Below are 23,138 nucleotides of genomic sequence, written 5' to 3'. Positions count from 1 at the left end.
CGCCACCTGCGGCGGCCTCGACGATGCGGCCCGCAAGGTTCTTGCCAACCACGGACTCGGCCCGGATTACCTCCTTCCCGGCCTGCCGCATCGCGCCGGCCACGGCCTGGGCCTCGAAATTCATGAGGAACCCTACCTGGTGCGCGGCAACGCGACCGTGCTCGAACCAGGCATGTGTTTCTCCAACGAACCGATGATCGTTTTCCCGGACCGTTTCGGAATCCGCCTCGAAGACCATATCCACATGACCGAAACCGGACCGCAATGGTTCACGGAGCCAGGCATGGGTCCGACTGAGCCCTTCGCGTGACAGATATCGGCGCGCCCGCGCATATTATCACCCATCAACCAGAGGAGTGCATTTCATGACTACAGGCTGGAGCGGCGTTTTCCCCGCAGTGACGACACAATTCAACGAAGGCTTCTCGATCGACCTCAAGGCGACCCAAGGGGTGCAGGACGCGCTCGTCAATGACGGCGTCAACGGCCTGATCGTCATGGGCACCTGCGGCGAGAACAACTCGCTCGATCCGGAAGAAAAGCGCACCATCCTCAAGGCCGCCGTCGAAGTGGTGAACGGCCGCGTGCCGGTCGTGACCGGCGTGTCCGAATTCGACACCCGCCGCGCCGTCGCCTATGCCCGCGATGCCGAAAAGCTCGGCGCCGATGGCCTGATGCTGCTGCCGGCCATGGTTTATGTGCCGAAGCCGGAAGAACTGGTCGCCCATTTCAAGGCGGTCGCCGCGGCCACCTCGTTGCCGATCATGCTATACAACAATCCGCCGGCCTATCGCGTCAACATCGGCGCCGACGTGCTGCGCCAGCTCGAAGACGTGCCGAACATCAAGGCCGTCAAGGAAAGCGCGCCGGATCCGCGCCGCTTCACCGACCTGATCAACACCTTCGGTGACCGCTTCGACATCTTCGCCGGCCTCGACGACGTGGCGCTCGAAGGCCTGATGCTCGGCGCCAAGGGCTGGGTCTCCGGCCTCACCAGCGCCTTCCCGCAGGAATCCGTAGCGCTGGTGGCCGCCGCCAATCGCGGCGACTGGGTCGAGGCCCGCGCCATCTATCGCTGGTTCATGCCGTTGCTGCATCTCGATGCCGAGCACGACCTCGTCCAGTCGATCAAGCTCGCCGAGCAGATCATGGGCCGCGGCTCCGAGCGCGTCCGCATGCCGCGCATGCTGTTGACGGGTGCCCGCCGTGCGGAAGTGACGGCGATGGTGGAAAAGGCGGCTGCGACGCGGCCGACGCTTGCCAAGAAGGCTGCTTGATAGCGGGACGGATCCCGCAGGATACGCATACAAAAAAGCCGGGCTCGCCCGGCTTTTTTCGTTTCTCTTTTACCGCTGCTGCCCAGGCTCGCCGCTCTGATCCAGGACCCGGCTGAGGCTGAGCGCTGCGATCGTGCAGATCGCGCCGGAGATCAGATATCCGCCGATGAAGATGATGCCGAAACTGCTGGCGAGGCCGAGGGCCACCAGCGGTGCGAAGCCGGCACCGATCAGCCATGCGAGGTCGGAAGTGAGTGCCGCACCGGTATAGCGGTAATATTGCCCGAAGCGCGAGGAGACGGCGCCGGAGGCCTGGCCGAACGAGAGGCCGAGGATCCCGAAGCCGATGATGATGAAGGCATCCTGCCCCTTGCCGCCGGCATCGAGCAGGAAGGGCGCCGAGAACGAGAAGATCGCGATGATCACCGCGCCGATCATCAGCTGGCTGCGGCGGCCGATGCGGTCGGCGATCAGGCCGGACAGGATGATGCCGACGATGCCGACGGCAGCGCCGATCACCTGCACAAACAGGAATTCCGCCGCCGACTGCCCGCCATAAAGCGTCACCCAGCTCAGCGGGAAGATCGTTACCAGGTGGAACATGGCGAAGCTGGCCAGCGGCACAAACGCGCCGAGCACGACGTCATGGGCATGCTTGCTCAGCATTTCGAAGATCGGTCGGGCCTGCAGCTCGTTGGCTTCGAGCGCCGAGCCGAATTCCTTGCTGGCGACGATGCGCAGGCGGGCAAACAGCGCCACGACGTTGATCGCAAACGCCACGAAGAACGGATAACGCCAACCCCAGGCGATGAAATCCGCTTCCGAGAGATTGGCGACGAAATAACCGAACAGGATGCTCGCCAGCGCAAAACCGATCGGTGCGCCGAGCTGCGGGATCATCGCATACCAGCCGCGCCGGTTGGGCGGCGCATTGAGGTTCAGGAGCGAGGCGAGCCCGTCCCAGGCGCCGCCAAGCGCAAAACCCTGCCCCATGCGGAACAGCGCCAGCAAGGCAACGGCCCAGTAGCCGATCGTATCGTAGCCGGGCAGGAAGGCGATCGAAGCCGTCGATCCGCCGAGCAGGAACAGCGCGATCGTCAGCTTGGTGCCGCGCCCATAATTGCGGTCGATCCACATGAACACGAACGACCCGACTGGCCGCGCCATGAAGGCGAGCGGGAAGATCGCGAACGACATCAGGGTCGCGGCGACCGGGGTCGGCGCAAACGGGAAGATCAGCTTCGGAAAAACGAGGACGGAGCCCAGCCCGTAGACGAAGAAGTCGAAGAATTCCGACATGCGACCGATGATCACACCAAGCGCGATGCTGCCCGGCGAGATCGGCCCGTCGTCATGAATGCGGCGGGCGTCCCTTTCGAGGCCGGACGATGTCGGGCCTGTTGACGCGGGATTGACGACCGTGGTCATGAATTCCTCCTGGCGATAGTTCGCCTCGTCCTCGAAATGTTGATCAACATGCAGTCGAGATCAAGGAACAAGACTAAAAAAACCTGACATATGCGACGGACCGCACCGTCTTCTCATCCGCACCCTCTGGTCACCCCCTCAGGCTGTCCTAGATTTCCGATTGGCGAATGCGGAAAATGAGCGTGCAGGTTGGTGCAGCAAAACGGCTCGGAAGACCATGCGGTTTTTTGCTGCACTGCGACAGATTGCTGCACTGCGACGAACGACCTCATTCCAGCCCATGCAGGAACCTGACTATTCCGAACTAGACAAAACACAAATTCGAGCCCGAGATGACCCCTCAGTTGAAAATCGTCGCACGGTTGTTCGCTCTCTTCACCCTTTTAGGGCTTTCCGGATGTAACCTGGTCGTGATGTCGCCTTCCGGCGATATTGCCCGACAGCAGGCAAACCTGATCATCGTCGCCACGGTGCTGATGCTGATCATCATTGTGCCGGTCATCTTCCTCACGCTGTTCTTCGCCTGGCGCTATCGCGGCTCGAACACCAATGCGCCCTATGATCCCGAATGGCACCATTCGACGCGGCTCGAAGTCATCATCTGGTCGGCACCGCTCGCCATCATCATCGCGCTCGGCGCCGTCACCTGGATGAGCACCCATAAGCTCGACCCCTACCGGCCGCTCGACCGGATCGATGCCCAACGCGCCGTGTCCGCCGAGGTGAAGCCTATCACCGTGGAAGTCGTGGCGCTCGACTGGAAATGGCTGTTCTTCTATCCGGAATACGGCATCGCCACCGTCAACGAGATGGCGGCGCCCGTCGACGTGCCGATCAACTTCAAGATCACCGCCTCCTCGGTGATGAACTCCTTCTACGTACCGGCGCTGGCCGGGATGATCTATGCCATGCCGGGCATGGAAACCAAGCTGCATGCAGTCATCAACAGGGCGGGCGAATACGAGGGCCTTTCGTCGAACTATAGCGGCGACGGTTTTTCGCATATGCGCTTCAAGTTCCATGGCGTCGACCAGGCCGGTTTCGATCAGTGGGTCGCCCGGGTGAAGCAGATCGGCACCGCACTTAACCGCGACGCCTACCTGAAGCTCGAAAAGCCGAGCGCCAAGGAGCCGGTGCGCTATTACGCCAATGTCGAGGACGGGCTCTACAGGGCCGTGCTCAACATGTGCGCCATACCCGGCAAGATGTGCATGGATGAGATGATGCATGTCGACATGATGGGCGGCGGCGGGACCGAGAGCCAGGAAAACCGGGCGCGTCTGGAGCATGACAATCGCCATGCCTTGGGAGAAAGGCTTGGCGCGACCGTGCCGGCCAGCGGTGAACCCTCCCGCATGCCCGAACCGAGACAGAGCGTGGACCAGCCGCAGTCGACCAACCACGACATGCACAACATGCAAGATATGCCGGGAGGCAACACCGCGCCCGACGGCAATCAGGGCGGTCCGGCGCCGGCTCAACTCAACAGCAATGCTCCGGCGCAGCCTGCAACTCAGCCCTGAGACTGCATTTCAAGAGATTTTGGACAGACCCATGTTCGGCAACAGCACTCTGACGGAATTCCTTTTCGGGCGGCTTACCCTCGAAGCCATTCCTTACCACGAGCCCATTCTCGTCGCGACCTTCGTCGTCGTCGCGCTCGGCGGTCTCGCCGTTTTAGGGGTTATCACCAAATATCGACTCTGGGGTTATCTCTGGAACGAGTGGTTCACCAGCGTCGACCACAAGAAGATCGGCGTCATGTACGTGGTTCTGGCGATCATCATGCTGCTGCGCGGCTTTGCCGATGCGATCATGATGCGCATCCAGCAGGCGATCGCGTTTAACGGATCGGAGGGCTATCTGCCGCCGCACCACTACGACCAGATCTTCACTGCCCACGGCGTCATCATGATCTTCTTCATGGCCATGCCCTTCGTGACAGGCCTGATGAACTATGTCGTGCCGCTGCAGATCGGCGCGCGCGACGTCTCTTTCCCGTTCCTCAACAACTTCTCGTTCTGGATGACGACGGCCGGCGCGATCATCATCATGATGTCCCTGTTCGTGGGTGAGTTCGCCCGCACCGGCTGGCTCGCCTATCCGCCGCTTTCGGGCGCGGACTACAGTCCGGGCGTGGGCGTCGATTATTACATCTGGGGCCTGCAGGTGGCCGGCATCGGCACCACGCTTTCCGGCATCAACCTGATCGCCACGATCGTCAAGATGCGCGCGCCGGGCATGACCTTCATGAAGATGCCGATCTTCACCTGGACCTCGCTCTGCACCAACGTGCTGATCGTCGCGTCCTTCCCGATCCTCACCGCCACCCTCGTTCTGCTGTCGCTCGACCGTTATGCCGGCACGAACTTCTTCACCAACGATCTCGGCGGCAACCCGATGATGTACATCAACCTCATCTGGATCTGGGGCCATCCGGAGGTCTACATCCTCGTCCTGCCGGCCTTCGGCATCTTTTCCGAAGTGGTCGCCACCTTCTGCGGCAAGCGGCTCTTCGGTTACGCCTCGATGGTCTACGCCACCTGCGTCATCATGATCCTTTCCTATATCGTCTGGCTGCACCATTTCTTCACGATGGGGTCCGGCGCCTCGGTCAACGCCTTCTTCGGCATCACCACGATGATCATCTCGATCCCGACGGGGGCCAAGATGTTCAACTGGCTGTTCACCATGTATCGCGGCCGCATCCGCTACGAACTGCCGATGATGTGGACGGTCGGCTTCATGGTGACATTCGTCATCGGCGGCATGACCGGTGTCATGCTGGCAGTGCCGCCGGCCGATTTCGTGCTCCACAATTCGCTGTTCCTGATCGCCCATTTCCACAATGTCATCATCGGCGGCGTGGTGTTCGGGCTGATGGCGGGCGTCGTCTACTGGTGGCCAAAGGCCTTCAGCTACAAGCTGGATGTCTTCTGGGGCAAGATGAGCTTCTGGTTCTGGTTCATCGGCTTCTACGTCGCCTTCATGCCGCTCTACGTGCTCGGCCTGATGGGCGTCACACGCCGTGTCAACCAGTTCGAGGATCCGTCGCTGCAGATCTGGTTCGTGATCGCCGCCTTCGGCGCTGTACTGATCGCCTGCGGCATCGGTTCCTTCATCATCCAGCTGGTCGTCAGCTACCTGAAGCGCGACCAGCTGCGCGAGACCTCCGGTGACCCTTGGGACGGCCGCACGCTCGAATGGTCGACCTCCTCGCCGCCGCCGGACTACAACTTCGCCTTCACGCCGGTCGTGCACGACCACGACAGCTGGTACGACATGAAGAGCCGCGGCTATGAGCGCCCGCTCGGCGGCTTCAAGCCGATCCACATGCCGAAGAATACCGGCACGGGCGTCATCCTCGCCGCTATCAGTGTCGTCTTCGCCTTCGCGATGATCTGGTACATCTGGTGGCTGGCAATCGTCGCCTTCGTCGCCATGATCGCCGTCGCGATCGGCCATACCTTCAACTACGATCGGGATTTCCACATTCCAGCCGATACCGTGACCGCAACAGAGGACGCGCGCTCGAAGCTGCTCGCGGAACGGACCTGAAACCATGAGCCAGACGCAAGTTCAGACCCACGGCCCCTCGGGCGATCACGAGACCGACAAGCCGCAGTTCTACGTTACCGAAGAGCATCATCCGGAAGGCAGCACCATGCTGGGCTTCTGGCTGTACCTTATGAGCGACTGCCTGGTCTTCGCCGTCCTCTTCGCCACCCACGGCGTGCTCGGCCGCAATTATGCGGCAGGCCCGTCGCCGGCCGACCTGTTCGACCTGCCGATCGTTGCCGTCAACACGGCAATGCTGCTGTTCTCGTCGATCACCTACGGTTTTGCCATGCTGCAGATGGAACGCGGCGCCAAGACCGAGACGCTGTTCTGGCTCGGCGTGACCGGCGTGTTCGGAGCGATCTTCCTCGGCCTCGAACTCTACGAGTTCAACCATCTGATCCATGAGGGCGCCGGCCCGACCCGCTCGGCCTTCCTCTCCTCCTTCTTCACGCTGGTCGGCACCCACGGGCTGCACGTCACCTTCGGCATCGTCTGGCTGATCACGCTGATGGTGCAGGTCGGCAGACACGGACTGATCGAGGCAAACAAGCGCCGCCTGATGTGCCTGTCGATGTTCTGGCACTTTCTCGACGTCGTCTGGATCGGCGTCTTTTCCTTCGTCTATCTCATGGGAGTCCTCGGATGAGCTCGCACGGCCAAGCCCCGCACGCACCCGCTCACGAAAGTGCCTCAGAGGCCCATCACGGCCACAGCAACGGCCATCAGGCTGGCCACGGCACGCTGAAAGGCTACCTGATCGGCTTTAGCCTGTCGGTGATCCTGACCGCCATCCCGTTCTGGCTGGTGATGAGCGGCGCCATCGACAGCAAGCTATTCACCGCCTTCCTCGTCATGGGGCTCGGCGTCATTCAGATCGTCGTGCACATGGTCTATTTCCTGCACATGAACCCGCGCTCCGAAGGCGGCTGGACGATGATGGCGCTGCTCTTCACCCTCGTTCTGGTCGGCATCACGCTTGCCGGATCGCTCTGGGTCATGCACCATCTCAACACCAACATGATGCCGATGTCGCCGGAGATGATGAAAAACATGCCGTGACCCTCGGGGGCAAGCTGGGAAGGGATAGACGCGTGGCTCTCGACCATCCTTTGACCGGAGAAACAGCCGATGCGGAACCGGCTCGCTCCAGGTTCGTCTTTGCCGCCGCGATGCTGTTGCTGACCGTCGTCTTCCTCGGGCTAGGCACCTGGCAGGTGCAGCGGCTCTTCTGGAAGCTCGACCTGATCGCCCGCGTCGATGCCCGGGTCACGGCAACCCCAGTGCCTGCACCCTCATCGCCAGCCTGGCCCACCATCAACGCCGAAGACGACGAGTATCGGCGCGTCACGGCGACTGGCACTTTCCGCCATGACGCGGAAACGCTGGTCCAGGCGGTCACCGATCTCGGTCCCGGCTTCTGGATCCTGACACCCCTGGAACAGGAGGACGGGACCACCGTCCTCATCAATCGCGGCTTCGTGCCCGCCAACCGCCGCGATCCGGCTTTGCGGCCGGATGGGCAGCTCGCGGGTCCGGTGAAGATCACCGGCCTCATCCGCATCAGCGAGCCGGAGGGCGCCTTCCTGCGCTCCAACGATCCCGCGGTTGATCGCTGGTACTCCCGCAACGTGGCCGCGATTGCCGCCGCCAGGGGTCTCGAAAAGGTGGCACCTTATTTCATCGATGCCGACGCGACGCCGATCCCCGGCGGCCTGCCCGTCGGCGGGCTGACGGTGATCCGCTTCCGCAACAGCCACCTCGTCTATGCCGTGACCTGGTATCTGCTGGCGGTGATGAGCGCCGCGGCCGCCTATGCGATCCAGCGCCGGCGGCTCGCCTGAAACTTGAGGCGTGGATTTCCACGGAATAGCAGGTCCGCAACCTGTTCATCGCGCGCCGAATTTCTCATACTCGATAAACGGCATTTGCCAGCGCCGCGGGCGGGCCGGTTAAGAGCGGATTGATATTATGCGCCAGTTTTTCAACTCGAAATACAAGATCATTTTCACGGCCGCGCTGTTCGTCCTGACATCGATCTTCATGTCGATCTCCGCGACCGGGCATGTCAGTGGCAACTATATCGCGATTGTTCTGGTGGGATTCCTGTTCACGATCCTGTCGCTCTATTCGGCAGTCAGGTCGCGACACGCGGAATACCTGATCATCGGCAGCCTGTTGTTGTCGCTTTCGACACTGGTCGGGATCACCGAATTGCTGACCAAGAAGATCTCCAACATGCAATACGGGGTTTATTTTTTCGCCTTCCTCGGCTGCGTCGGCCTGCTTTCGCTCGGCCTGATAGCACGGTATCTCACCAGCGAGGGGTGGAGCGTCAGTTCCGAAAAGACGCGCGAGGCCTTGTCTGTCTGCGCCACGATCCTGGGATTCGTTCTCGCCATCGCCTCGGCCTTCGTGCCGACCTGAAAAGCCCCGCGATAAATCACCATCGAAAAGGCGCCCGGACGTAGCTGAGCCACGTCCGGGCGATTTTGGTCGATCAGACGAGATCGAAACGGTCGGCATTCATGACCTTGGTCCAGGCCGCCACGAAATCCCTGACGAACTTCGCCTTGGCGTCGGACTGGGCATAGACTTCCGCGATCGCACGAAGCTGCGAATGCGAGCCGAAGATCAGGTCGACGCGGGTGCCGGTCCACTTGGGCGCCTTCGTCTTGCGGTCATGACCTTCGTAAACACCATCCTTGCCGGCAACGGGCGACCATTCGGTACCCATGTCGAGCAGGTTGACGAAGAAGTCGTTCGTCAGCGTTTCCGGTTGGGACGTGAAGACGCCGTGTTCAGGCTGGCCGGCCTTCAGCACGCGCAGGCCGCCGAGAAGAACCGTCATTTCCGGTGCCGTCAACGTCAGAAGCTGGGCGCGGTCCAGCAAGGCCTCTTCAGCCTTCATGAACTGCGTCTTGCCGCTGTTGACATAGTTGCGGAAGGCGTCGGCACGAGGCTCCAGCGCAGCAAAGGAGGCGGCGTCGGTCTGTGCCTCGGAGGCATCCATACGGCCCGGCGTGAAGGGCACGATGATGTCCTGGCCGCCGGCCTTGGCAGCCTTTTCGACGCCGGCTGCACCGGCAAGCACGATCAGGTCGGCCAGCGAGATCTTCTTAGCTCCTGTCTGGGCAGCGTTGAAGTCCTTCTGGATGCCTTCGAGGACGCCCAGGACCTTGGCGAGCTGCGCCGGCTGGTTGGCTTCCCAGTCCTTCTGCGGAACAAGCCGGATCCGCGCGCCGTTGGCACCGCCGCGCTTGTCGGAACCGCGGAAGGTCGAGGCGGAAGCCCAGGCGGTGGAAACCAGTTCCTGTACCGAGAGGCCGGTCGCCAGAACCTTCGCCTTCAGCTCGGCGACATCCTTGTCGTCGACGAGCGGGTGGTCGACGGCCGGGATCACGTCCTGCCAGATCAGGTCTTCGGCCGGAACTTCCGGGCCGAGATAACGGACCTTCGGACCCATGTCGCGATGGGTCAGCTTGAACCAGGCGCGGGCGAAGGCATCAGCGAATTCGGCCGGATTTTCCAGGAACCGGCGCGAGATTTTCTCGTAGATCGGATCGAAGCGCAGCGCCAGGTCGCTGGTCAGCATGGTCGGAAGCTGCTTCTTCGACGGGTCGAAGGCGTCCGGAATGGAAGCTTCTGCATTCTTCGCCACCCACTGCTTGGCGCCGGCCGGGCTTGTGGTCAGTTCCCATTCGAAGCCGAACAGGTTCTCGAAGAAGTAGTTGCTCCACTGGGTGGGCGTCTGGGTCCAGGTGACTTCCAGGCCACTGCCGATGGCATCGCGGCCAACCCCGGTGTTGAACTTGCTCGACCAGCCGAGGCCTTGGGCTTCGAGCTCGCCGCCTTCCGGGTCGACGCCGACAAACGACGGATCACCAGCACCATGGGTCTTGCCGAACGTGTGGCCACCGGCGATCAGTGCCACGGTCTCTTCGTCGTTCATTGCCATGCGGGCGAAGGTTTCGCGGATGTCGCGTGCCGAAGCGAGCGGATCGGGTGTGCCGTTCGGGCCTTCCGGGTTGACGTAGATGAGGCCCATCTGCACGGCGCCGAGCGGTTCTGCGAGCTGGCGTTCGCCGCTGTAGCGCTCATCCCCGAGCCAGGTGCCTTCCGGACCCCAGTAAAGTTCTTCCGGCTCCCAGACGTCGGCGCGGCCGCCGGCAAAACCGAACGTCTTGAAGCCCATCGATTCGAGCGCGACATTGCCCGTGAGGATCATCAGATCCGCCCAGGAGATCTTGTTGCCGTATTTCTGTTTGATCGGCCACAGCAGGCGACGGGCCTTGTCGAGGTTGACGTTGTCCGGCCAGCTGTTGAGCGGCGCGAAACGCTGCTGCCCCTGGCCTGCGCCGCCGCGGCCGTCGGTGATGCGGTAGGTGCCGGCGCTGTGCCAGGCCATGCGGATGAACAGGCCGCCGTAATGACCGAAATCAGCCGGCCACCATTCCTGCGAATCCGTCATCAGGGCCTGAAGGTCTTTCTTCAGGGCGTCGAGATCGAGGGTCTTGAACTCCTCGGCATAATTGAACGCCTCACCCATCGGGTCGGAGCGAACGGAGTGCCCGTGAAGAATCTGGACGTTCAGCTGGTTAGGCCACCACTCGCGGTTCGATCGGCCGCGAGGCGTGTGCGCGACCGGACATTTGCCGGCGTTTTCGCTAGATTTCGCATCCATGACTATCTCCTTGATTGTTTTCATTATCTGTCGTGCAAAAGAGGCTGTTTCTGCCGAACCGTCCGGTCCGGCTGCGCTGTTTCAGACTGTCGTCCCTGCCTTTCGAGCAAGGATCATGGTCCACGCGCGCCCTCCCTTGGTTCCTTCTTATCGGAAGCGCCTCATAAATTTAAGTTGGATTTACTGATCGTCGCGATAAGCTGAGGTTATGAAGAACGTCACACTGAAACAACTCCGTTATTTCGAGGCCCTGGCGCGGGACGGCCGCTTCCGCCGCGCCGCCGATGCCTGCGCGATTTCCCAGCCGGCTTTGTCGATGCAGATCAAGGAACTTGAACAGGAATTGGGCGGCGATCTCTTCGAGCGGAATGCGCGCGAAGTGAAACTCACCGCCTTCGGTCAGACATTTGCGCTGCGGGTTCGCGATATCCTGCGGGCCGTGGACGAACTGGCGGATCTCGCCCGCGCGTCGCGCGATCCGTTCCTGGCGCGCCTGCGCATCGGCATCATCCCGACGATTGCGCCCTATCTGCTGCCGGCGATCATCAACGACCTGAACATGACGTTCGACGGGATCGAATTGCAGGTGCGCGAGACGCAGACGGCAAAACTGGTTCAGGAACTGGCGCAGGGCGAGCTGGATCTGGCAATCGTCGCCCTGCCCGTCTCGGAACCGTTCCTGACCGAACTCAAGCTGTTCGACGAGGAGTTCGTGCTGGTCCGGCGACGTGAGGACGAAGGCAAGCCTGTCCCCGAACGCGAGGCATTACGCGAAATGCGCCTGCTGCTGCTGGAGGAAGGCCACTGTTTTCGCGATCAGGCCCTGTCGTTCTGCAAAATAGGATCGACCCGCGCCCGGGAAGTGATGGAAGGCAGCTCTTTGTCCACCCTGGTCCAGATGGTCAGCGCCGGCATCGGCATCACCCTGATCCCGGAAATGGCAGTGCCTTTGGAAACGCGTTCGGCCAAGGTTTCGATCTCCCGCTTCCAGACGCCCCGGCCGGCCCGCACGATCGGAATGATCTGGCGCCATTCGACGCCTCTCGTCACCCAGCTCCTGCAGATTTCCGAGGTAGTGCGCCGCTCAGCCGATACGATGCGCGAACAGTATGCAATGCGCGCCTGAGACGTCGATCTGCCAGCGAAGCTGCGCCACCTCGCCAACCAGCGGCGGCGTTTTCTCGGCACGTCTGCACCGATCCTGGTCGAGGCGAAGGCCAATTCCGGCCGGTCGCTCGATTTCGTCCACGACCAGTTCGCCTGCGGCAGACGGTTCCTCAATGTCGTTGATGACGTGAGGCGCGAATGCCTCGCTCATGGTTTCGTTGCTGACTACGCTCTATCAAAACGCGAGTTGCACCTTCATCGATCGCGTCCGGTCACCGGCCGCCTCGAATGCCTTGACGGCGTCTTCGAAGGGATAGGTTCCGGTGAGCAGCGGCTTCAGATCAACGCGCCGCTTGCCGATGAGGTCAACGGCAAGCCCGAATTCCTCGTGGAAGCGGAAAGTGCCTTTCATCTCGATCTCCTTGGCCACCACCATGTTCTGCGGGATCGACACGTCGCCGCCGAGCCCGAGCTGGACGAGGATGCCGCGCGGCTTCAACACCTCAAGGCCCGCGCGCAGGGCGCTCTGATTGCCAGACGCCTCGAACTGGACGTCGAAGTATCCCTTATTGGCAGCGTAGGCGGATAGGAGCTCCGGATCGCGGGCGACGTTGATGACCCGGTCGGCACCAACCTGGAGCGCCGTCTCGAGTACGGGGTTCATCACGTCGGTGGCTATGATCTCCCTTGCCCCATGGGCGCGTGCCGCGATGATTGCCAGCGCACCGATCGGGCCGCAGCCTGTGACGAGAACCCGCTTGTCGGCGAGCCCGCCAGCGCGGACGATCGCGTGCAGCGTGACGGCGAAGGGTTCGGCCATTGCGGCTTCGTGGATGGAGACGCCATCGGCGACCTTGTGGCATTGCCACTGCTCGGCGACCAGCCGCTCGCGGAAGGCCCCCTGGATATGCGGCATCGGCATGGCGGAGCCGTAGAAGCGCATGTTCAGGCAATGGTTCTGCTGCCCCTTCAAGCAGTAGTCGCAGGCATTGCAGGGGCGACTGGGCGACACCGCCACCCGGTCGCCGACGGCAAGGTCGGATACGCCTAGCCCCAATGCCTTGATCGTTCCTGCAACCTCGTGGCCGAGGATCATCGGCTCGCGGACACGCACCGTGCCGAAGCCGCCGTGATTGTAATAATGCAGGTCGGAGCCGCAGATGCCGCCCGCCTCGATGGCGACCTCCACCTGTCCCGGGCCGAGCGCCTCGACCTCCCGTTCCTCTATGCGCAGGTCCTTGGCGGCATGAATGACGACGGCTTTCATGGGCTTGTCCTCAGAGAACGGGGTTTGGCAAGCTGGCGCCGGCAAAGTGGGCGGCGAGATTGTCGCGCACCAGCTTGCCCATCGCCTTGCGGGTCTCGATCGTCCCGGACGCATGGTGCGGCTGCACCAGGACGTTGCCGAGTTCGAGGAAACGCGGATCGAGCTTCGGCTCGCTCTCGAACACGTCGAGTGCCGCAGATCCGAGCGCTCCACTTTCGAGTGCGGCGAGCAGCGCTTCCTCGTCGATATTGGACGCGCGCGAGATGTTGATCAGCATGCCTTCGGGGCCTAGCGCTTCGATCACGTTTTTCGAAACGATATGACGCGTGGCAGCGGACGCGGCGAGCGTCACGAACAGGAAGTCCGCATGCCGGGCAAGTTCGATCGGATCGGCGATGAAGGTCATCCCGTCGGAATAGGGCTTTTCCGATACGTCGCTATAGGCAATGTCCATGTCGAAGCCCTTGAGGCGCTTGGCGACCTCGAAGCCGATACGGCCAAGGCCGAGAACCCCCGCCTTGCGGCCCCAGACTCGGCGCTTCAGCGGATAGAGACCCTTTGTCCCCCAGCTTCCGTCCCTCACCCATGTCTCTGCTCCGATCATGCCGCGGGACTGGACGAGCATCATTGCCACGCCGAGATCGGCCACGTCATTGGTCAGCACGTCCGGCGTATTGGTCACGCGGATGCCGCGAGCGCGGGCAGCATCCAGATTGACCGCATCGTAACCGACGCCGTAGACAGAAATGACTTCGAGCTTCGGCAGCTTGCCGATCAGGTCGGCGGAAGCGCCCAGTTCGCCCCGCGTGGCGATGGCGCGGATACCGGCGGCGTGCTGGCTTACGAAGGCATCGCGGTCGACGGCCTCGTACAGCTTCAGGACATTATACTGCGCCTCCAGTTCGACCAGATCCCACTCGGGATAAGGGCCGATCAGAAGAATGTCGGGCTTGCTCATGGTTCCTCCAGGTTTCAGTTCGAGCGCCTCTGGCGGGCTGCCAGCAGCGTCATTGCCATCGAGACGATGGATTCAAGCGACCGGTTGATGTCGACGGTCACGACGTCGGGCTCCGTAGTCGGAAGATCGGCCGTCGCACTTGCCACAGCCCGACACGCCCATCACGACGATCGGCCCGAAGCCTCCTGCCTCAGAGGCTGGTGGTGATGCCGCCATCGACATAGAGCGTGTGTCCGTTGACGAAGGAGGAGGCCTTGCTCGACAGGAAGACGGCCGCACCGACCAGTTCCTCGACATCGCCCCAGCGTCCGGCGGGCGTGCGTTTCTCAAGCCAGGACGAGAATTCCTCGCTGTCGACCAGTGCCTGGTTCAACGGGGTCTTGAAGTAGCCTGGGGCAAGCGCATTGATCTGCAGCCCGTGCTTGGCCCAGTCGGTGCACATGCCGCGGGTCAGGTTCTTCACCGCCCCTTTGGTCGCCGTATAGGGCGCGATGCCGGGGCGTGCGAGTTCGCTCTGCACCGAGGCGATGTTGATGATCTTGCCACGTCCGCGGCCGATCATGTGCTTGGCCACCGCCTGGCCAACGTAGAAGACACTGGAGATATTGGTCTTCAGCAATTGCTCCCAGCGGTCGATGGGGAAATCCTCGAGCGGGCTGCGGAACTGCATCCCGGCATTGTTGACGAGGATGTCGATCGCACCGACTTTGGCCTCGAGCGCATCGACCCCGCGTTTCACCGCTTCGGCGTCCGTCACGTCGAAGTCAGATACCGAAACCGTCGCACCAGTTTCCTTGAGCTGTCCTGCAGCGGTCTCGAGCTTGGCCCTGTCACGGCCGTTCAGAACGATGGAAGCTCCGTGTTCCGCGAGGCCTCTGGCAAGCGCAAAGCCGATACCCTGCGACGATCCCGTCACCAGGGCTCGCAAACCGGTCAGATCAAACAGGGAATAACTCATCGGATACCTCGTTCCTTGAACAGGAAAAAATGCTGCGACATCTGGGGCGCCTACTCAGATGTCGACGACAAGTCCCTTGGCTTTCAACACCGATTCCAGCTTGCTGACCTCGATGACCGACTTTCCCTGCTTGTAGGCTTCGATATAACCGGCTTCAGCATCTTCGCGGGCCTGCGACAGACGCGCTGCCTCTTGCGCCTCGGCGCGGCGCACGACAACGAGGCCATCAGCATCGCCGACGATGATATCGCCCGGATTGATGATCTCTCCGCCGACGATAACCGGATCGTTGACCGCGGCGATGGTTTCCTTGACGGTGCCCTTGATGCAGACGCTGAGCGAAAAGACCGGGAAGCCAAGCTCTCGGAGTTGCAACGTGTCACGGACGCCGGTATCGGTCACCAGGCCGCCGATGCCCTTTGCAAGGCAGGCATTGGCAAGAACATCGCCGAAAGAGCCGGCCTCTTCAAACTCGCCCGCAGACACGACGATGATATCGCCCGGTTTGGCGTAGTTGATGGCAAGCTGCAACATGATGTTGTCGCGCGGTGCACATTTGACAGTAAAGGCCGGGCCGCACAGCTTCATGCGATAGTCGACCGGCTTGAGGCGCGAGGAAAGCGCGCCCCTGCGCCCCTGCGCTTCATGGATCGTGGCCGGCGAGAATTTGGCGACCGCCTCGATGTCGGCCTTGCTTGGCCGTTCTGCTATGTCTTTGATATGGATCATGAAAACCTCGTATGGCAAGACCGGCGACGGGCACATCCCGCCGCCTGCAGCCTTCGTTGATTTGCGATTGAGTTCAGCGGGAGGCGATTACGGGATAGGGTCGAACTTCAGTTCGGAAAGCGGCACCACCTTGTCGGTGCGGGTCATCTTGTATTCGGTGTCCTGGCCAAGCCACTTGTCCCAGATCTTGTTGAGATCGCCGGACGTGTCGAGCTTGCGCAGGATTTCGTTGACCTTGGCGGTCAGGGCGGGATTGTCCTTGGCCATGCCGATACCGATTGGCTGGAAGAGCATCGGCTCCTCGATCATCCGCATCGGCTTGCCCTTTGTCTTGGATTCGTTCACCAGCTTGGTCGTGGTCATGGTGTTGGCGACCATGCCGCGTGCCTTGCCCTGCTGGACGGCGAGATAGGCGGAGCCGGTGTCCTGGAAGGTCAGCGGATCGGACTTGTTGAGCTTGATCGACATTTCCGATGTCGAACCCTTGGTGGAAGCGACGCGCTGGCCTTCGTAGTCGGACTTCTTCTTGCCGGCATCGTCGACTGGAACGATCAGCATTTCCTTGGCGAGATAATAGGGATCGCTGAACTGGATCTGCTCGGCGCGGCCCTGGGTATAGGCAAGATTGGCAACTGTGATGTCGACGCGGCCAAGCTTGACTTCCGGCACGCGGGCTTCGACCGAAACCGGCTTCACTTCAGCCTTGACGCCGAGTTCCTTGGCGATGGCATTGCAGAGATCGACGTCGAACCCGACCATCTCGCGCGTCTTCACATCCGGAGCGGCGAATGGCGGAACGTCGGCGAACGTAGCGCAGCGCAACGTCTTGCTGGCCAGGATCGTGTCGAGTTGGTCCGCGACCGCCGGCGAAGCGGCACCGGCCGCTGCCAATGCGATGGTTAGTGTCAGGCATTTCCAGTTCATTGCTGTTCTCCTTGTTATGATGTCTTGATTGGTCAATGGCGCAGATCGGACAGGAACCGCTGGGCTCGGGGATGACGAGGGTTCTGGAAGAAATCCTTGGGCGGCGCCATTTCGAGGATCTCGCCTGCATCGATGAACCAGACGCGGTCTGCGACATCGCGGGCAAAGCCCATCTCGTGGGTGACGCAGAGCATGGTCATACCGTCGGCAGCCAGGCTCTTCATGACGCTCAGCACCTCGCCCACCATTTCCGGGTCGAGCGCGCTGGTCGGCTCGTCGAACAGCATGACCGGTGGTTCCATGGCAAGTGCCCGGGCAATCGCGACGCGCTGCTGCTGCCCGCCGGATAGCTGGCCTGGATAGGAATTCGCCTTGTCGGCAAGCCCGACACGATCGAGCAGCTTGATGGCTTTGTCGCGAGCGACGTCCGCAGAAACGCCCTTCACCCGGATCGGCGACATAGAGACGTTCTCGACCGCCGAGAGATGCGGAAAGAGGTTGAAGCTCTGAAACACAAACCCGATCCTGCTGCGCAGCCGGTTCAGTTCGCGTCCGCGCATCGGGGCATGAATATTCTGGCCCTCGAAGTTGATCGATCCGCTGTTGATTTCCTCCAGCCGATTGACGGTGCGGATCAGCGTGGACTTGCCGGAACCGGATGGTCCGCAGATCACGACGACTTCGCCGCGGCCGACCTCGGCGTTGATGTTGCGCAGGACCGGATAATCGCCGTAGCTCTTGCAGACATCCGAAAGGCGGATGGCCTGGCCATCCTGCAGCGGGGAAACTGGCATCGTCATGGCTGCTCCACAAGTGTTTTGAGGGGGACGGCCTCGGTGGCCAGGCGAGCGTTGCGGCGCGGGCCTGCGCGGCGGCGTGCAATGCGCCGCTCGAGGCTGTTGGCCACATAGGTCAGGCTCCAGCAGAGCACGTAGTAGACGGCAGCCAGGATGATGAAGACCTGGAAGGGCTGGGTGAACAGCTGGTTGTTCACCTGGCTTGCCGCGAAGGTCAGGTCCGGCACGTTGATCACGTAACCGAGCGTCGTGTCCTTGATCGTCGAGACGAATGTCGAGATCATGCTCGGGATCATGTTGTAGAGCGCCTGCGGCAAGATCACGAAGCGCATTGCGCTGAGATGGCTGTGGCCGAGCGCCCTTGCCGCATCCATCTGCCCCTGGCCCAGCGAGACGATGCCAGCCCGCACCACTTCGCTCAGGAACGCCCCCTCGTAGACGACCAGCGTTACGAGCATGATCAGGAAGCTTGGTACGTCGGCACCGGTCCAGAGCGGAACCAGGAAATAGCACCACAGAATGAGCATCAGCAGCGGCACGCCCCGGGTGACGTAGACGAGGCCGGTCACCGGCCATCTCAACGCCCGCCATTTTGAAAGGCGTGCCAGGGCGAGCAGAATGCTGACCGGAAAGGCAAGCAGGATCGCCAGCAGGGAGAGGATGATCGTATTGGCAAGCCCGCCCAGCGGTCCGTTGGGATACTGCCCGATCAGAAGGAGCAGCCAATAGTCATGGATGATGGTAATGATGTCCTGGATCATATGCGCGCTCTCCGAGCCGGATCAGCGCGCATCGACAGATAAGCACCGGCCCCCATGATGATGAGCGAGAAGAACAGGTAGAGGACCGTGCCGACCAGGTAGATTTCGAAAGTCCGGAAGCTGAGGTTTTCAATCTCCTTGACCGCGTGCGTCAGTTCCGAAGCGCCGACGACGATCGCCAGGCTGCTGTTCTTGAACAGCGAAACGCTGTGATTGATCAGCGGCGGCAAGGCGTTGCGCACGCCCTGCGGCATGACCACGAAGCGCAGGGCCGAGATATAGCCGTGACCGAGGGCCTTGGCGGCTTCCATCTGGCCCGGGCTGACGGAGCGCAAACCGGACCGCAGGTCTTCGCTGAAATAAGCTGCCTGGCACAGTCCAAGGCCGATGATGGCGAAGATCGCCTCCGCATTGTGATCCGTCAGCCAATTCGCCAGGCCCTGCGGCAGCAGCGTGAATATCCCGAAATACCACAGCATCAGCTGCACCAGGGTCGGCACGTTGCGATGGTAGGAGATGTAGGCCTTGACGATGGGCTCGCCGATCCTGACCGGTGACATGCGGAACGCCAGCAGCAGGATCGCAAGCGTCATCGCCAGCAGCCACGAACCGACATAGATGGCGAAAGTCGTCTCGATGCCGTGCAGCAGCATCGCGCGATAGTCGGAATTGGTCAGGATCGCGGATAGATCAAAGCCGGTCACCGCTTCGCGCCTTCAGCTTCGTAGACGGCTGCGGAGGTTTCGGGCCTGGCAGTCTGCAGCCCGCCCATCACCTGCAATGTCGGGGTGATCTCCATATGGCCGATATTGACGGCGACCGGTGCGGCGATCGCAAAGGCGATCGCGTCGGCGATGTCGGATGCCTGCGGCAGCTCGAACCCGTCGATGAAACGTTCGCGCACGCTCGGATCGTTGCCGTGCACGTGGTTGAAGATATCCGTCGCGACACGCCCCGGGCAGATTTCCGTCACGCGGACGCGTTTGCCGAATGCGTCGATCCTGAGCTGATTGGAGAGCATGGCGACGCCGGACTTGACCGCATGATAGATGGAATTGCCCCCGAAATTGTAGTTGCCGGCGATCGAGGAAATGTTGACGACATGGCCGCGGTCGCGCTCGACCATGCCAGGAACGATCAGGCGACAGATATGCAGGACGGCGCGCAGATTGACGTCGACCAGCAGATCAATGTCTTCGGCATCCGCCTGCAAGAATTTCTTCGGCCGGTCGACGCCGGCATTGTTGACCAGAATGTCGAACTGGACGCTCTCGGCAAGTTCAGCGATCGCGGCACGGTCGGTGACGTCGATGACATGCGCGATACAGCCCGTACGCTCGGCGAGTTCATTGAGGGCATCAGCACTACGAGCGATCGCATGCACTTCGATATTCTCGGCGCGGAGACGCTCCACGACGGCAGCGCCGATGCCGGACGATGCGCCGGTAACCAGTGCGGTCCTGTAATCGGAGAATGACATTCTGATCCCCTTGTTGTTGGCGTGGACAGTATCGAAGCTTTAACGGCTTGCCTAAGACCGATTATTTCTGGAGTAATAAGCAAGTTTTATGGAGCTTGCCGGATGGCGAGCGCCCAGCCCCAAGGCCTTGAATTCCTTATGGCGGAGTAGGCGGCCATCCTGCAGGGCCGCATTGCCAAAGGCGGGCATGTCTGCAAAACATAGGCCTGCGGAATAGAGCATCACCCGACCCCATGGATATTAGGCGCCTCAAATCCTTCATCGTCATCGTCGACAGCGGCAGTATCACCCGCGCCGCCGATATCCTTCACCTCGCACAGCCGGCGCTCAGCCAGCAGCTTGCAGCGCTGGAGGAGCATTTCGGCCAGAAACTGCTGATCCGCAGCCAGCAGGGCGTCAGCATGACCGATGCGGGACATGCGGTGTACAGGCACGCGCAGATCATCCTGCGGCAGATGGAGCAGGCGCAGGCTGATGCCGCAGCCGCCGGCAATTCACTGGCGGGCCGGGTCTCGGTGGGCCTCGTGCCGTTCAGCAGTGCCGCCACGCTCTCGGTCGATCTCTTGGCGGAAACACGCAAGCGGCATCCGGGCATTCTGCTGCACCTGACCGAAAGCGTCGGCCAGACCTATAGCCAGATGATCATGAACGGACGGCTGGAGATGGCGCTGATCCATGGCATCGGGCCGATCAAGGGCGTGCGTTTCGAACCGATCCTGAGCGAGGAATTTTATCTCGTCGCGCATCGCAACTTCGCGATCGAGGCGGATTCGAAACCCGTGCCGCTCGGCGCCCTGGATGGAATGCCGATGCTGCTGCCACCGGCCTATAATTTCGTGCGCCGCGCCATCGATACCGCTTTCACCCGCAGCAGGATCAATCTCAAGGTCGTGGCGGAGGTGGAAATCGTGCGCACCCTCGCCCGCGCGGTCGGAAATGGGCTCGGGGCGACGATCATGCCGAAGGCCATTGCCGACCGCATCGTTTCCGAGTCGAGCGAACCGCTCGTCTGCCGGGTCGTATCGCCCCGGATAGAGGAAACGCTTTCGCTCTGCACGTCCGACCAGAACTCGTTGTCGGAACCGGCATTTGCCGTCCGGGACATTCTCGTGGAACTGACCGAGCGGTTGAAACTCTGAGCAAGCTATTTCCGAGGCGGAAGTCGGCACTTCATCTCAGTGCATCGATTTGCAGAACTCGGCAATGCGCGCGCAACCCTCGTTCAGCATCTCCATGCTGGTCGCATAGGAAATGCGGAAATACGGGCTCATGCCATAGGCCGCCCCCTGGACGGTCGCGACATGGTGTTCCTCTATCAGGCCCATGACGAAATCGACGTCGGTCTCGATCTTCCGCCCGCCCTTCGTGGTCTTGCCGATCAGGCCCGACATGTTGGGATAGAGATAGAACGCTCCTTCCGGCTTGTGGCAGCGCAGGCCTTCGATTTCCGAGAGCCTTGCGACGACGAAGTCGCGCCGTTCCCGGTAGATCGCCGCACGCTCCTTAAGCAGATCCTGCGGGCCGTCGAGGGCTGCGATGGCGGCGGCCTGGGTGACCGTCGTGATGCCGCCGGCGTTCTGGGAGTTGACCTTGCTGATCGCCGCGACCAGTTCCTTCGAACCGCTGGCGCAGAAGCCCAGCCGCCAACCGGTCATGGCATAGGCTTTCGAGACTCCGTTCATCGTCAGGACGCGGTCGTAGAGCCTGGGTTCGGCCTCGGCGATGGTGCAGAATTCGAAATCGTCATAGACCAGATGCTCATAGATGTCGTCGGTCAGGATCCAGACATTCGGGTGCCGCAGCATGACCTGCGCGATCGCCGCCATCTCGGCCCGCGAGCAGGCAGCGCCCGTCGGGTTGTTCGGGAAATTCAGGATGAGCCATTTGGTGCGTGGCGTGATCGCCGCGTCCAGATCCTCCGGGCGCAGCTTGAACCCGGTCTGCTCGAAGCAGGGGACCGCGACCGGCGTTCCTCCGGCGAAATGGACGATATCCGCGTAGCTCACCCAGGAAGGGGTCGGAATGACCACCTCGTCGCCCGGATTCAGGGTCGCGAGCATGGCGTTGAAAATTGTCTGCTTGCCGCCAGCCGACGCAACGATCTGGCTGGCGTCATAGACGAGATTGTTGTCCCGCTTGAACTTCCTGGCGATCGCGGCCTTCAGCTCCGACGTACCATCGATCGGCGGATATTTCGTATCGCCACCCAGTCCTGCAACGTGAGCGGCCTCGATCGCGTGGGCCGGTGTGGGGAAATCCGGTTCCCCGGAGGAAAGGCTGACGACCTTGATGCCCTTGGCGGCCAGTTCCCGGGCGCGCTGGGTCATTGCGGCGGACGCCGGTATGGAAACGTTCTTCAGGCGGTCGGCGATGGACGGCATTGACTTGGTCTCTCGGTGAAACGGAAATTGTGATGGCAGGCATCCGGTCAGGACGCGAGTTCGGCCGCAGGCGCGAGCGTCGCGCCGGAAGCTTCGATTTCGCTGCGGACGATCCGGGCAAGCTCAAGCGAGCCAGGCGTATCGCTGTGCACGAGAATGGAGCGAGCCGGCATGGCGATGATCGTCCCATCGATCGCTTCGATGGTCGCATCGGTCAGGAACCGGCGCACCCTTGCACGAACCGCCTCCTCCTCCTTGACCAGCGCACCCGGCAACCCGCGGGCGACGAGCTTGCCGCCGGCGTCATAGGCGCGGTCGGCTAGGAAAAGCGCCAGCGTCTTCAGCCTGGCGCGCTTCGCGGCCCTCTCGATTTCGCTGTCCGGCGTCACGAACACCACGAGGTTCGGATCGACGCTCGAAATGGCATTCATCAGCAGGTCCGCCAGCGCGGGATCCCGATTGGCCATGTTGCCCATGGCCGCGTGAAAGCTGAAATGGCCGACGGTCATATTCTCGGCCTTGGCGATCGCGGTCAGGGCGCCGAGCTGGTACAGCATCTGCTGGCGCAATTCGTCCGGCTGGTAAGGCATTTCGCGCCGGCCGAAACCGGCCCGGTCCGGCAGGCCCGGATGTGCGCCGATACCGACGCCGTTCTGCTTGGCGAGGCGCACCATGCGCGCCATCGTGTCCGGATCCCCGCCGTGAAAACCACAGGCGATATTGGCCGACGATACCACCTGCATCATCGCCTCGTCGTCGCACAGACGATAGGGGCCGAAACCCTCGCCCATGTCGGAATTCAGATCAATCTTCATCGCGTCCTCCATCT

General features: G+C 61.8%; 24 protein-coding genes and 1 pseudogene. 11 read left to right on the top strand and 14 right to left on the bottom strand.

The annotated features are described in order from the left end of the window. A partial coding sequence (locus MOV61_RS04895) for a Xaa-Pro peptidase family protein (RefSeq protein WP_247135775.1) occupies positions 1 to 310 on the top strand: 310 nt, incomplete at its 5' end. 55 nt (positions 311 to 365) lie between these two features. Continuing rightward, entirely contained in the window at positions 366 to 1,277 is a 912-nt protein-coding gene (locus tag MOV61_RS04890) for a dihydrodipicolinate synthase family protein (RefSeq protein ID WP_247135774.1), read from the top strand. Positions 1,278 to 1,346: 69 nt separating this feature from the next. Here MOV61_RS04890 and MOV61_RS04885 read toward each other — a convergent pair whose 3' ends face one another. Further along, positions 1,347 to 2,705 carry an MFS transporter gene (locus tag MOV61_RS04885; RefSeq protein ID WP_247135773.1) on the bottom strand — a complete coding sequence of 453 codons (1,359 nt, stop codon included), beginning with the start codon at positions 2,703 to 2,705 and terminating at the stop codon, positions 1,347 to 1,349. Between the two features lie 332 nt (positions 2,706 to 3,037). Between MOV61_RS04885 and cyoA the strand changes: the two genes are divergently transcribed. The 6 genes from cyoA to MOV61_RS04855 all read left to right on the top strand — a co-directional run bounded on the left by cyoA (position 3,038) and on the right by MOV61_RS04855 (position 8,690). Beyond that, entirely contained in the window at positions 3,038 to 4,228 is a 1,191-nt protein-coding gene (gene cyoA / locus MOV61_RS04880) for a ubiquinol oxidase subunit II (protein WP_247135772.1), read from the top strand. 31 nt (positions 4,229 to 4,259) lie between these two features. Further along, positions 4,260 to 6,263 carry a cytochrome o ubiquinol oxidase subunit I gene (cyoB, locus tag MOV61_RS04875; protein WP_247135771.1) on the top strand — a complete coding sequence of 668 codons (2,004 nt, stop codon included), beginning with the start codon at positions 4,260 to 4,262 and terminating at the stop codon, positions 6,261 to 6,263. 4 nt (positions 6,264 to 6,267) lie between these two features. Continuing rightward, positions 6,268 to 6,912 carry a cytochrome o ubiquinol oxidase subunit III gene (cyoC, locus tag MOV61_RS04870; protein ID WP_247135770.1) on the top strand — a complete coding sequence of 215 codons (645 nt, stop codon included), beginning with the start codon at positions 6,268 to 6,270 and terminating at the stop codon, positions 6,910 to 6,912. Then, positions 6,909 to 7,325, top strand: a complete 417-nt coding sequence (cyoD, locus tag MOV61_RS04865; RefSeq protein ID WP_040124287.1) for a cytochrome o ubiquinol oxidase subunit IV — start codon at positions 6,909 to 6,911, stop codon at positions 7,323 to 7,325. The genes cyoC and cyoD overlap by 4 nt, the downstream gene beginning before the upstream one ends. Before the next feature lie 32 nt (positions 7,326 to 7,357). Next, entirely contained in the window at positions 7,358 to 8,107 is a 750-nt protein-coding gene (locus MOV61_RS04860) for an SURF1 family protein (RefSeq protein WP_408962350.1), read from the top strand. 127 nt (positions 8,108 to 8,234) lie between these two features. Then, the gene (locus MOV61_RS04855) at positions 8,235 to 8,690 is read left to right on the top strand and encodes a hypothetical protein (protein WP_247135769.1); all 456 of its coding nucleotides are present in this window, start codon (positions 8,235 to 8,237) and stop codon (positions 8,688 to 8,690) included. Between the two features lie 73 nt (positions 8,691 to 8,763). Here MOV61_RS04855 and katG read toward each other — a convergent pair whose 3' ends face one another. Next, on the bottom strand, positions 8,764 to 10,947 hold the full coding sequence (gene katG, locus MOV61_RS04850) for a catalase/peroxidase HPI (RefSeq protein WP_247135768.1): 2,184 nt from the start codon (positions 10,945 to 10,947) through the stop codon (positions 8,764 to 8,766). 208 nt (positions 10,948 to 11,155) lie between these two features. Between katG and MOV61_RS04845 the strand changes: the two genes are divergently transcribed. Together MOV61_RS04845 and MOV61_RS30560 are read left to right on the top strand one after the other, a co-directional pair. Next, a complete protein-coding gene (locus MOV61_RS04845; RefSeq protein WP_247135767.1) occupies positions 11,156 to 12,073 on the top strand; it encodes a hydrogen peroxide-inducible genes activator in 918 nt (305 codons plus the stop codon). 42 nt (positions 12,074 to 12,115) lie between these two features. Then, positions 12,116 to 12,304 (top strand): annotated as a pseudogene (locus MOV61_RS30560) (IS3 family transposase); the annotation flags it as partial. On the opposite strand, the gene MOV61_RS04835 reads toward MOV61_RS30560, so the two are convergent. The 10 genes from MOV61_RS04835 to MOV61_RS04795 form a co-directional block, all read right to left on the bottom strand. Further along, a complete protein-coding gene (locus MOV61_RS04835; RefSeq protein ID WP_247135765.1) occupies positions 12,290 to 13,321 on the bottom strand; it encodes an L-idonate 5-dehydrogenase in 1,032 nt (343 codons plus the stop codon). The pseudogene MOV61_RS30560 and the gene MOV61_RS04835 overlap by 15 nt on opposite strands. 10 nt (positions 13,322 to 13,331) lie before the next feature. Further along, the gene (locus tag MOV61_RS04830; protein ID WP_247135764.1) at positions 13,332 to 14,279 is read right to left on the bottom strand and encodes a 2-hydroxyacid dehydrogenase; all 948 of its coding nucleotides are present in this window, start codon (positions 14,277 to 14,279) and stop codon (positions 13,332 to 13,334) included. Positions 14,280 to 14,293: 14 nt separating this feature from the next. Then, positions 14,294 to 14,425: a hypothetical protein gene (locus MOV61_RS30280; RefSeq protein ID WP_258718782.1), complete on the bottom strand. Its 132-nt coding sequence runs from the start codon at positions 14,423 to 14,425 to the stop codon at positions 14,294 to 14,296. 44 nt (positions 14,426 to 14,469) lie between these two features. After that, complete coding sequence (locus MOV61_RS04825) at positions 14,470 to 15,237, bottom strand: SDR family oxidoreductase (protein WP_247135763.1); 768 nt, start codon at positions 15,235 to 15,237, stop codon at positions 14,470 to 14,472. A gap of 54 nt (positions 15,238 to 15,291) precedes the next feature. Continuing rightward, positions 15,292 to 15,966, bottom strand: a complete 675-nt coding sequence (locus tag MOV61_RS04820) for a 4-carboxy-4-hydroxy-2-oxoadipate aldolase/oxaloacetate decarboxylase (RefSeq protein WP_247135762.1) — start codon at positions 15,964 to 15,966, stop codon at positions 15,292 to 15,294. Between the two features lie 87 nt (positions 15,967 to 16,053). Further along, the gene (locus MOV61_RS04815; RefSeq protein WP_041364086.1) at positions 16,054 to 16,890 is read right to left on the bottom strand and encodes an ABC transporter substrate-binding protein; all 837 of its coding nucleotides are present in this window, start codon (positions 16,888 to 16,890) and stop codon (positions 16,054 to 16,056) included. Positions 16,891 to 16,922: 32 nt separating this feature from the next. Next, on the bottom strand, positions 16,923 to 17,690 hold the full coding sequence (locus tag MOV61_RS04810; RefSeq protein ID WP_247135761.1) for an amino acid ABC transporter ATP-binding protein: 768 nt from the start codon (positions 17,688 to 17,690) through the stop codon (positions 16,923 to 16,925). Continuing rightward, positions 17,687 to 18,448 carry an amino acid ABC transporter permease gene (locus MOV61_RS04805; protein ID WP_040124266.1) on the bottom strand — a complete coding sequence of 254 codons (762 nt, stop codon included), beginning with the start codon at positions 18,446 to 18,448 and terminating at the stop codon, positions 17,687 to 17,689. The genes MOV61_RS04810 and MOV61_RS04805 overlap by 4 nt, the downstream gene beginning before the upstream one ends. Next, positions 18,445 to 19,152, bottom strand: coding sequence for an amino acid ABC transporter permease (locus tag MOV61_RS04800; protein ID WP_247135760.1), 708 nt, complete (start codon positions 19,150 to 19,152; stop codon positions 18,445 to 18,447). Before MOV61_RS04800 ends, MOV61_RS04805 begins: the two co-directional genes overlap by 4 nt. Next, the gene (locus tag MOV61_RS04795; protein ID WP_247135759.1) at positions 19,149 to 19,928 is read right to left on the bottom strand and encodes an SDR family oxidoreductase; all 780 of its coding nucleotides are present in this window, start codon (positions 19,926 to 19,928) and stop codon (positions 19,149 to 19,151) included. Before MOV61_RS04795 ends, MOV61_RS04800 begins: the two co-directional genes overlap by 4 nt. Before the next feature lie 233 nt (positions 19,929 to 20,161). On the opposite strand from MOV61_RS04795, the gene nac reads away from it, so the two are divergent. Then, entirely contained in the window at positions 20,162 to 21,067 is a 906-nt protein-coding gene (gene nac, locus MOV61_RS04790) for a nitrogen assimilation transcriptional regulator NAC (RefSeq protein ID WP_040124260.1), read from the top strand. Between the two features lie 36 nt (positions 21,068 to 21,103). On the opposite strand, the gene MOV61_RS04785 is transcribed toward nac, so the two are convergent. Continuing rightward, positions 21,104 to 22,309, bottom strand: a complete 1,206-nt coding sequence (locus MOV61_RS04785) for a pyridoxal phosphate-dependent aminotransferase (RefSeq protein WP_247135758.1) — start codon at positions 22,307 to 22,309, stop codon at positions 21,104 to 21,106. Positions 22,310 to 22,356: 47 nt separating this feature from the next. Next, entirely contained in the window at positions 22,357 to 23,124 is a 768-nt protein-coding gene (locus MOV61_RS04780; RefSeq protein ID WP_040124256.1) for a 5-oxoprolinase subunit PxpA, read from the bottom strand. Between the last annotated feature and the right edge of the window lie 14 nt (positions 23,125 to 23,138).

The sequence above is a fragment of the Neorhizobium sp. BETTINA12A genome (assembly GCF_023006485.1).
In the GTDB taxonomy this organism is placed as follows: Bacteria; Pseudomonadota; Alphaproteobacteria; order Rhizobiales; family Rhizobiaceae; genus Neorhizobium.
The sequence above is the reverse complement of the archived record's forward strand: the minus strand, read 5'-3'. Positions and strand labels throughout refer to the sequence as shown.

Bases quoted from the DNA above. Each gene is read 5' to 3' on its own strand.
- MOV61_RS04890 (WP_247135774.1), top strand. From the start codon at position 366: ATGACTACAGGCTGGAGCGGCGTTTTCCCCGCAGTGACGACACAATTC.
- MOV61_RS04885 (WP_247135773.1), bottom strand. From the start codon at position 2,705: ATGACCACGGTCGTCAATCCCGCGTCAACAGGCCCGACATCGTCCGGC.
- cyoA (WP_247135772.1), top strand. From the start codon at position 3,038: ATGACCCCTCAGTTGAAAATCGTCGCACGGTTGTTCGCTCTCTTCACC.
- cyoB (WP_247135771.1), top strand. From the start codon at position 4,260: ATGTTCGGCAACAGCACTCTGACGGAATTCCTTTTCGGGCGGCTTACC.
- cyoC (WP_247135770.1), top strand. From the start codon at position 6,268: ATGAGCCAGACGCAAGTTCAGACCCACGGCCCCTCGGGCGATCACGAG.
- cyoD (WP_040124287.1), top strand. From the start codon at position 6,909: ATGAGCTCGCACGGCCAAGCCCCGCACGCACCCGCTCACGAAAGTGCC.
- MOV61_RS04855 (WP_247135769.1), top strand. From the start codon at position 8,235: ATGCGCCAGTTTTTCAACTCGAAATACAAGATCATTTTCACGGCCGCG.
- katG (WP_247135768.1), bottom strand. From the start codon at position 10,947: ATGGATGCGAAATCTAGCGAAAACGCCGGCAAATGTCCGGTCGCGCAC.
- MOV61_RS04845 (WP_247135767.1), top strand. From the start codon at position 11,156: ATGAAGAACGTCACACTGAAACAACTCCGTTATTTCGAGGCCCTGGCG.
- MOV61_RS04835 (WP_247135765.1), bottom strand. From the start codon at position 13,321: ATGAAAGCCGTCGTCATTCATGCCGCCAAGGACCTGCGCATAGAGGAA.
- MOV61_RS04830 (WP_247135764.1), bottom strand. From the start codon at position 14,279: ATGAGCAAGCCCGACATTCTTCTGATCGGCCCTTATCCCGAGTGGGAT.
- MOV61_RS04825 (WP_247135763.1), bottom strand. From the start codon at position 15,237: ATGAGTTATTCCCTGTTTGATCTGACCGGTTTGCGAGCCCTGGTGACG.
- MOV61_RS04820 (WP_247135762.1), bottom strand. From the start codon at position 15,966: ATGATCCATATCAAAGACATAGCAGAACGGCCAAGCAAGGCCGACATC.
- MOV61_RS04815 (WP_041364086.1), bottom strand. From the start codon at position 16,890: ATGAACTGGAAATGCCTGACACTAACCATCGCATTGGCAGCGGCCGGT.
- MOV61_RS04810 (WP_247135761.1), bottom strand. From the start codon at position 17,690: ATGACGATGCCAGTTTCCCCGCTGCAGGATGGCCAGGCCATCCGCCTT.
- MOV61_RS04805 (WP_040124266.1), bottom strand. From the start codon at position 18,448: ATGATCCAGGACATCATTACCATCATCCATGACTATTGGCTGCTCCTT.
- MOV61_RS04795 (WP_247135759.1), bottom strand. From the start codon at position 19,928: ATGTCATTCTCCGATTACAGGACCGCACTGGTTACCGGCGCATCGTCC.
- nac (WP_040124260.1), top strand. From the start codon at position 20,162: ATGGATATTAGGCGCCTCAAATCCTTCATCGTCATCGTCGACAGCGGC.
- MOV61_RS04785 (WP_247135758.1), bottom strand. From the start codon at position 22,309: ATGCCGTCCATCGCCGACCGCCTGAAGAACGTTTCCATACCGGCGTCC.
- MOV61_RS04780 (WP_040124256.1), bottom strand. From the start codon at position 23,124: ATGAAGATTGATCTGAATTCCGACATGGGCGAGGGTTTCGGCCCCTAT.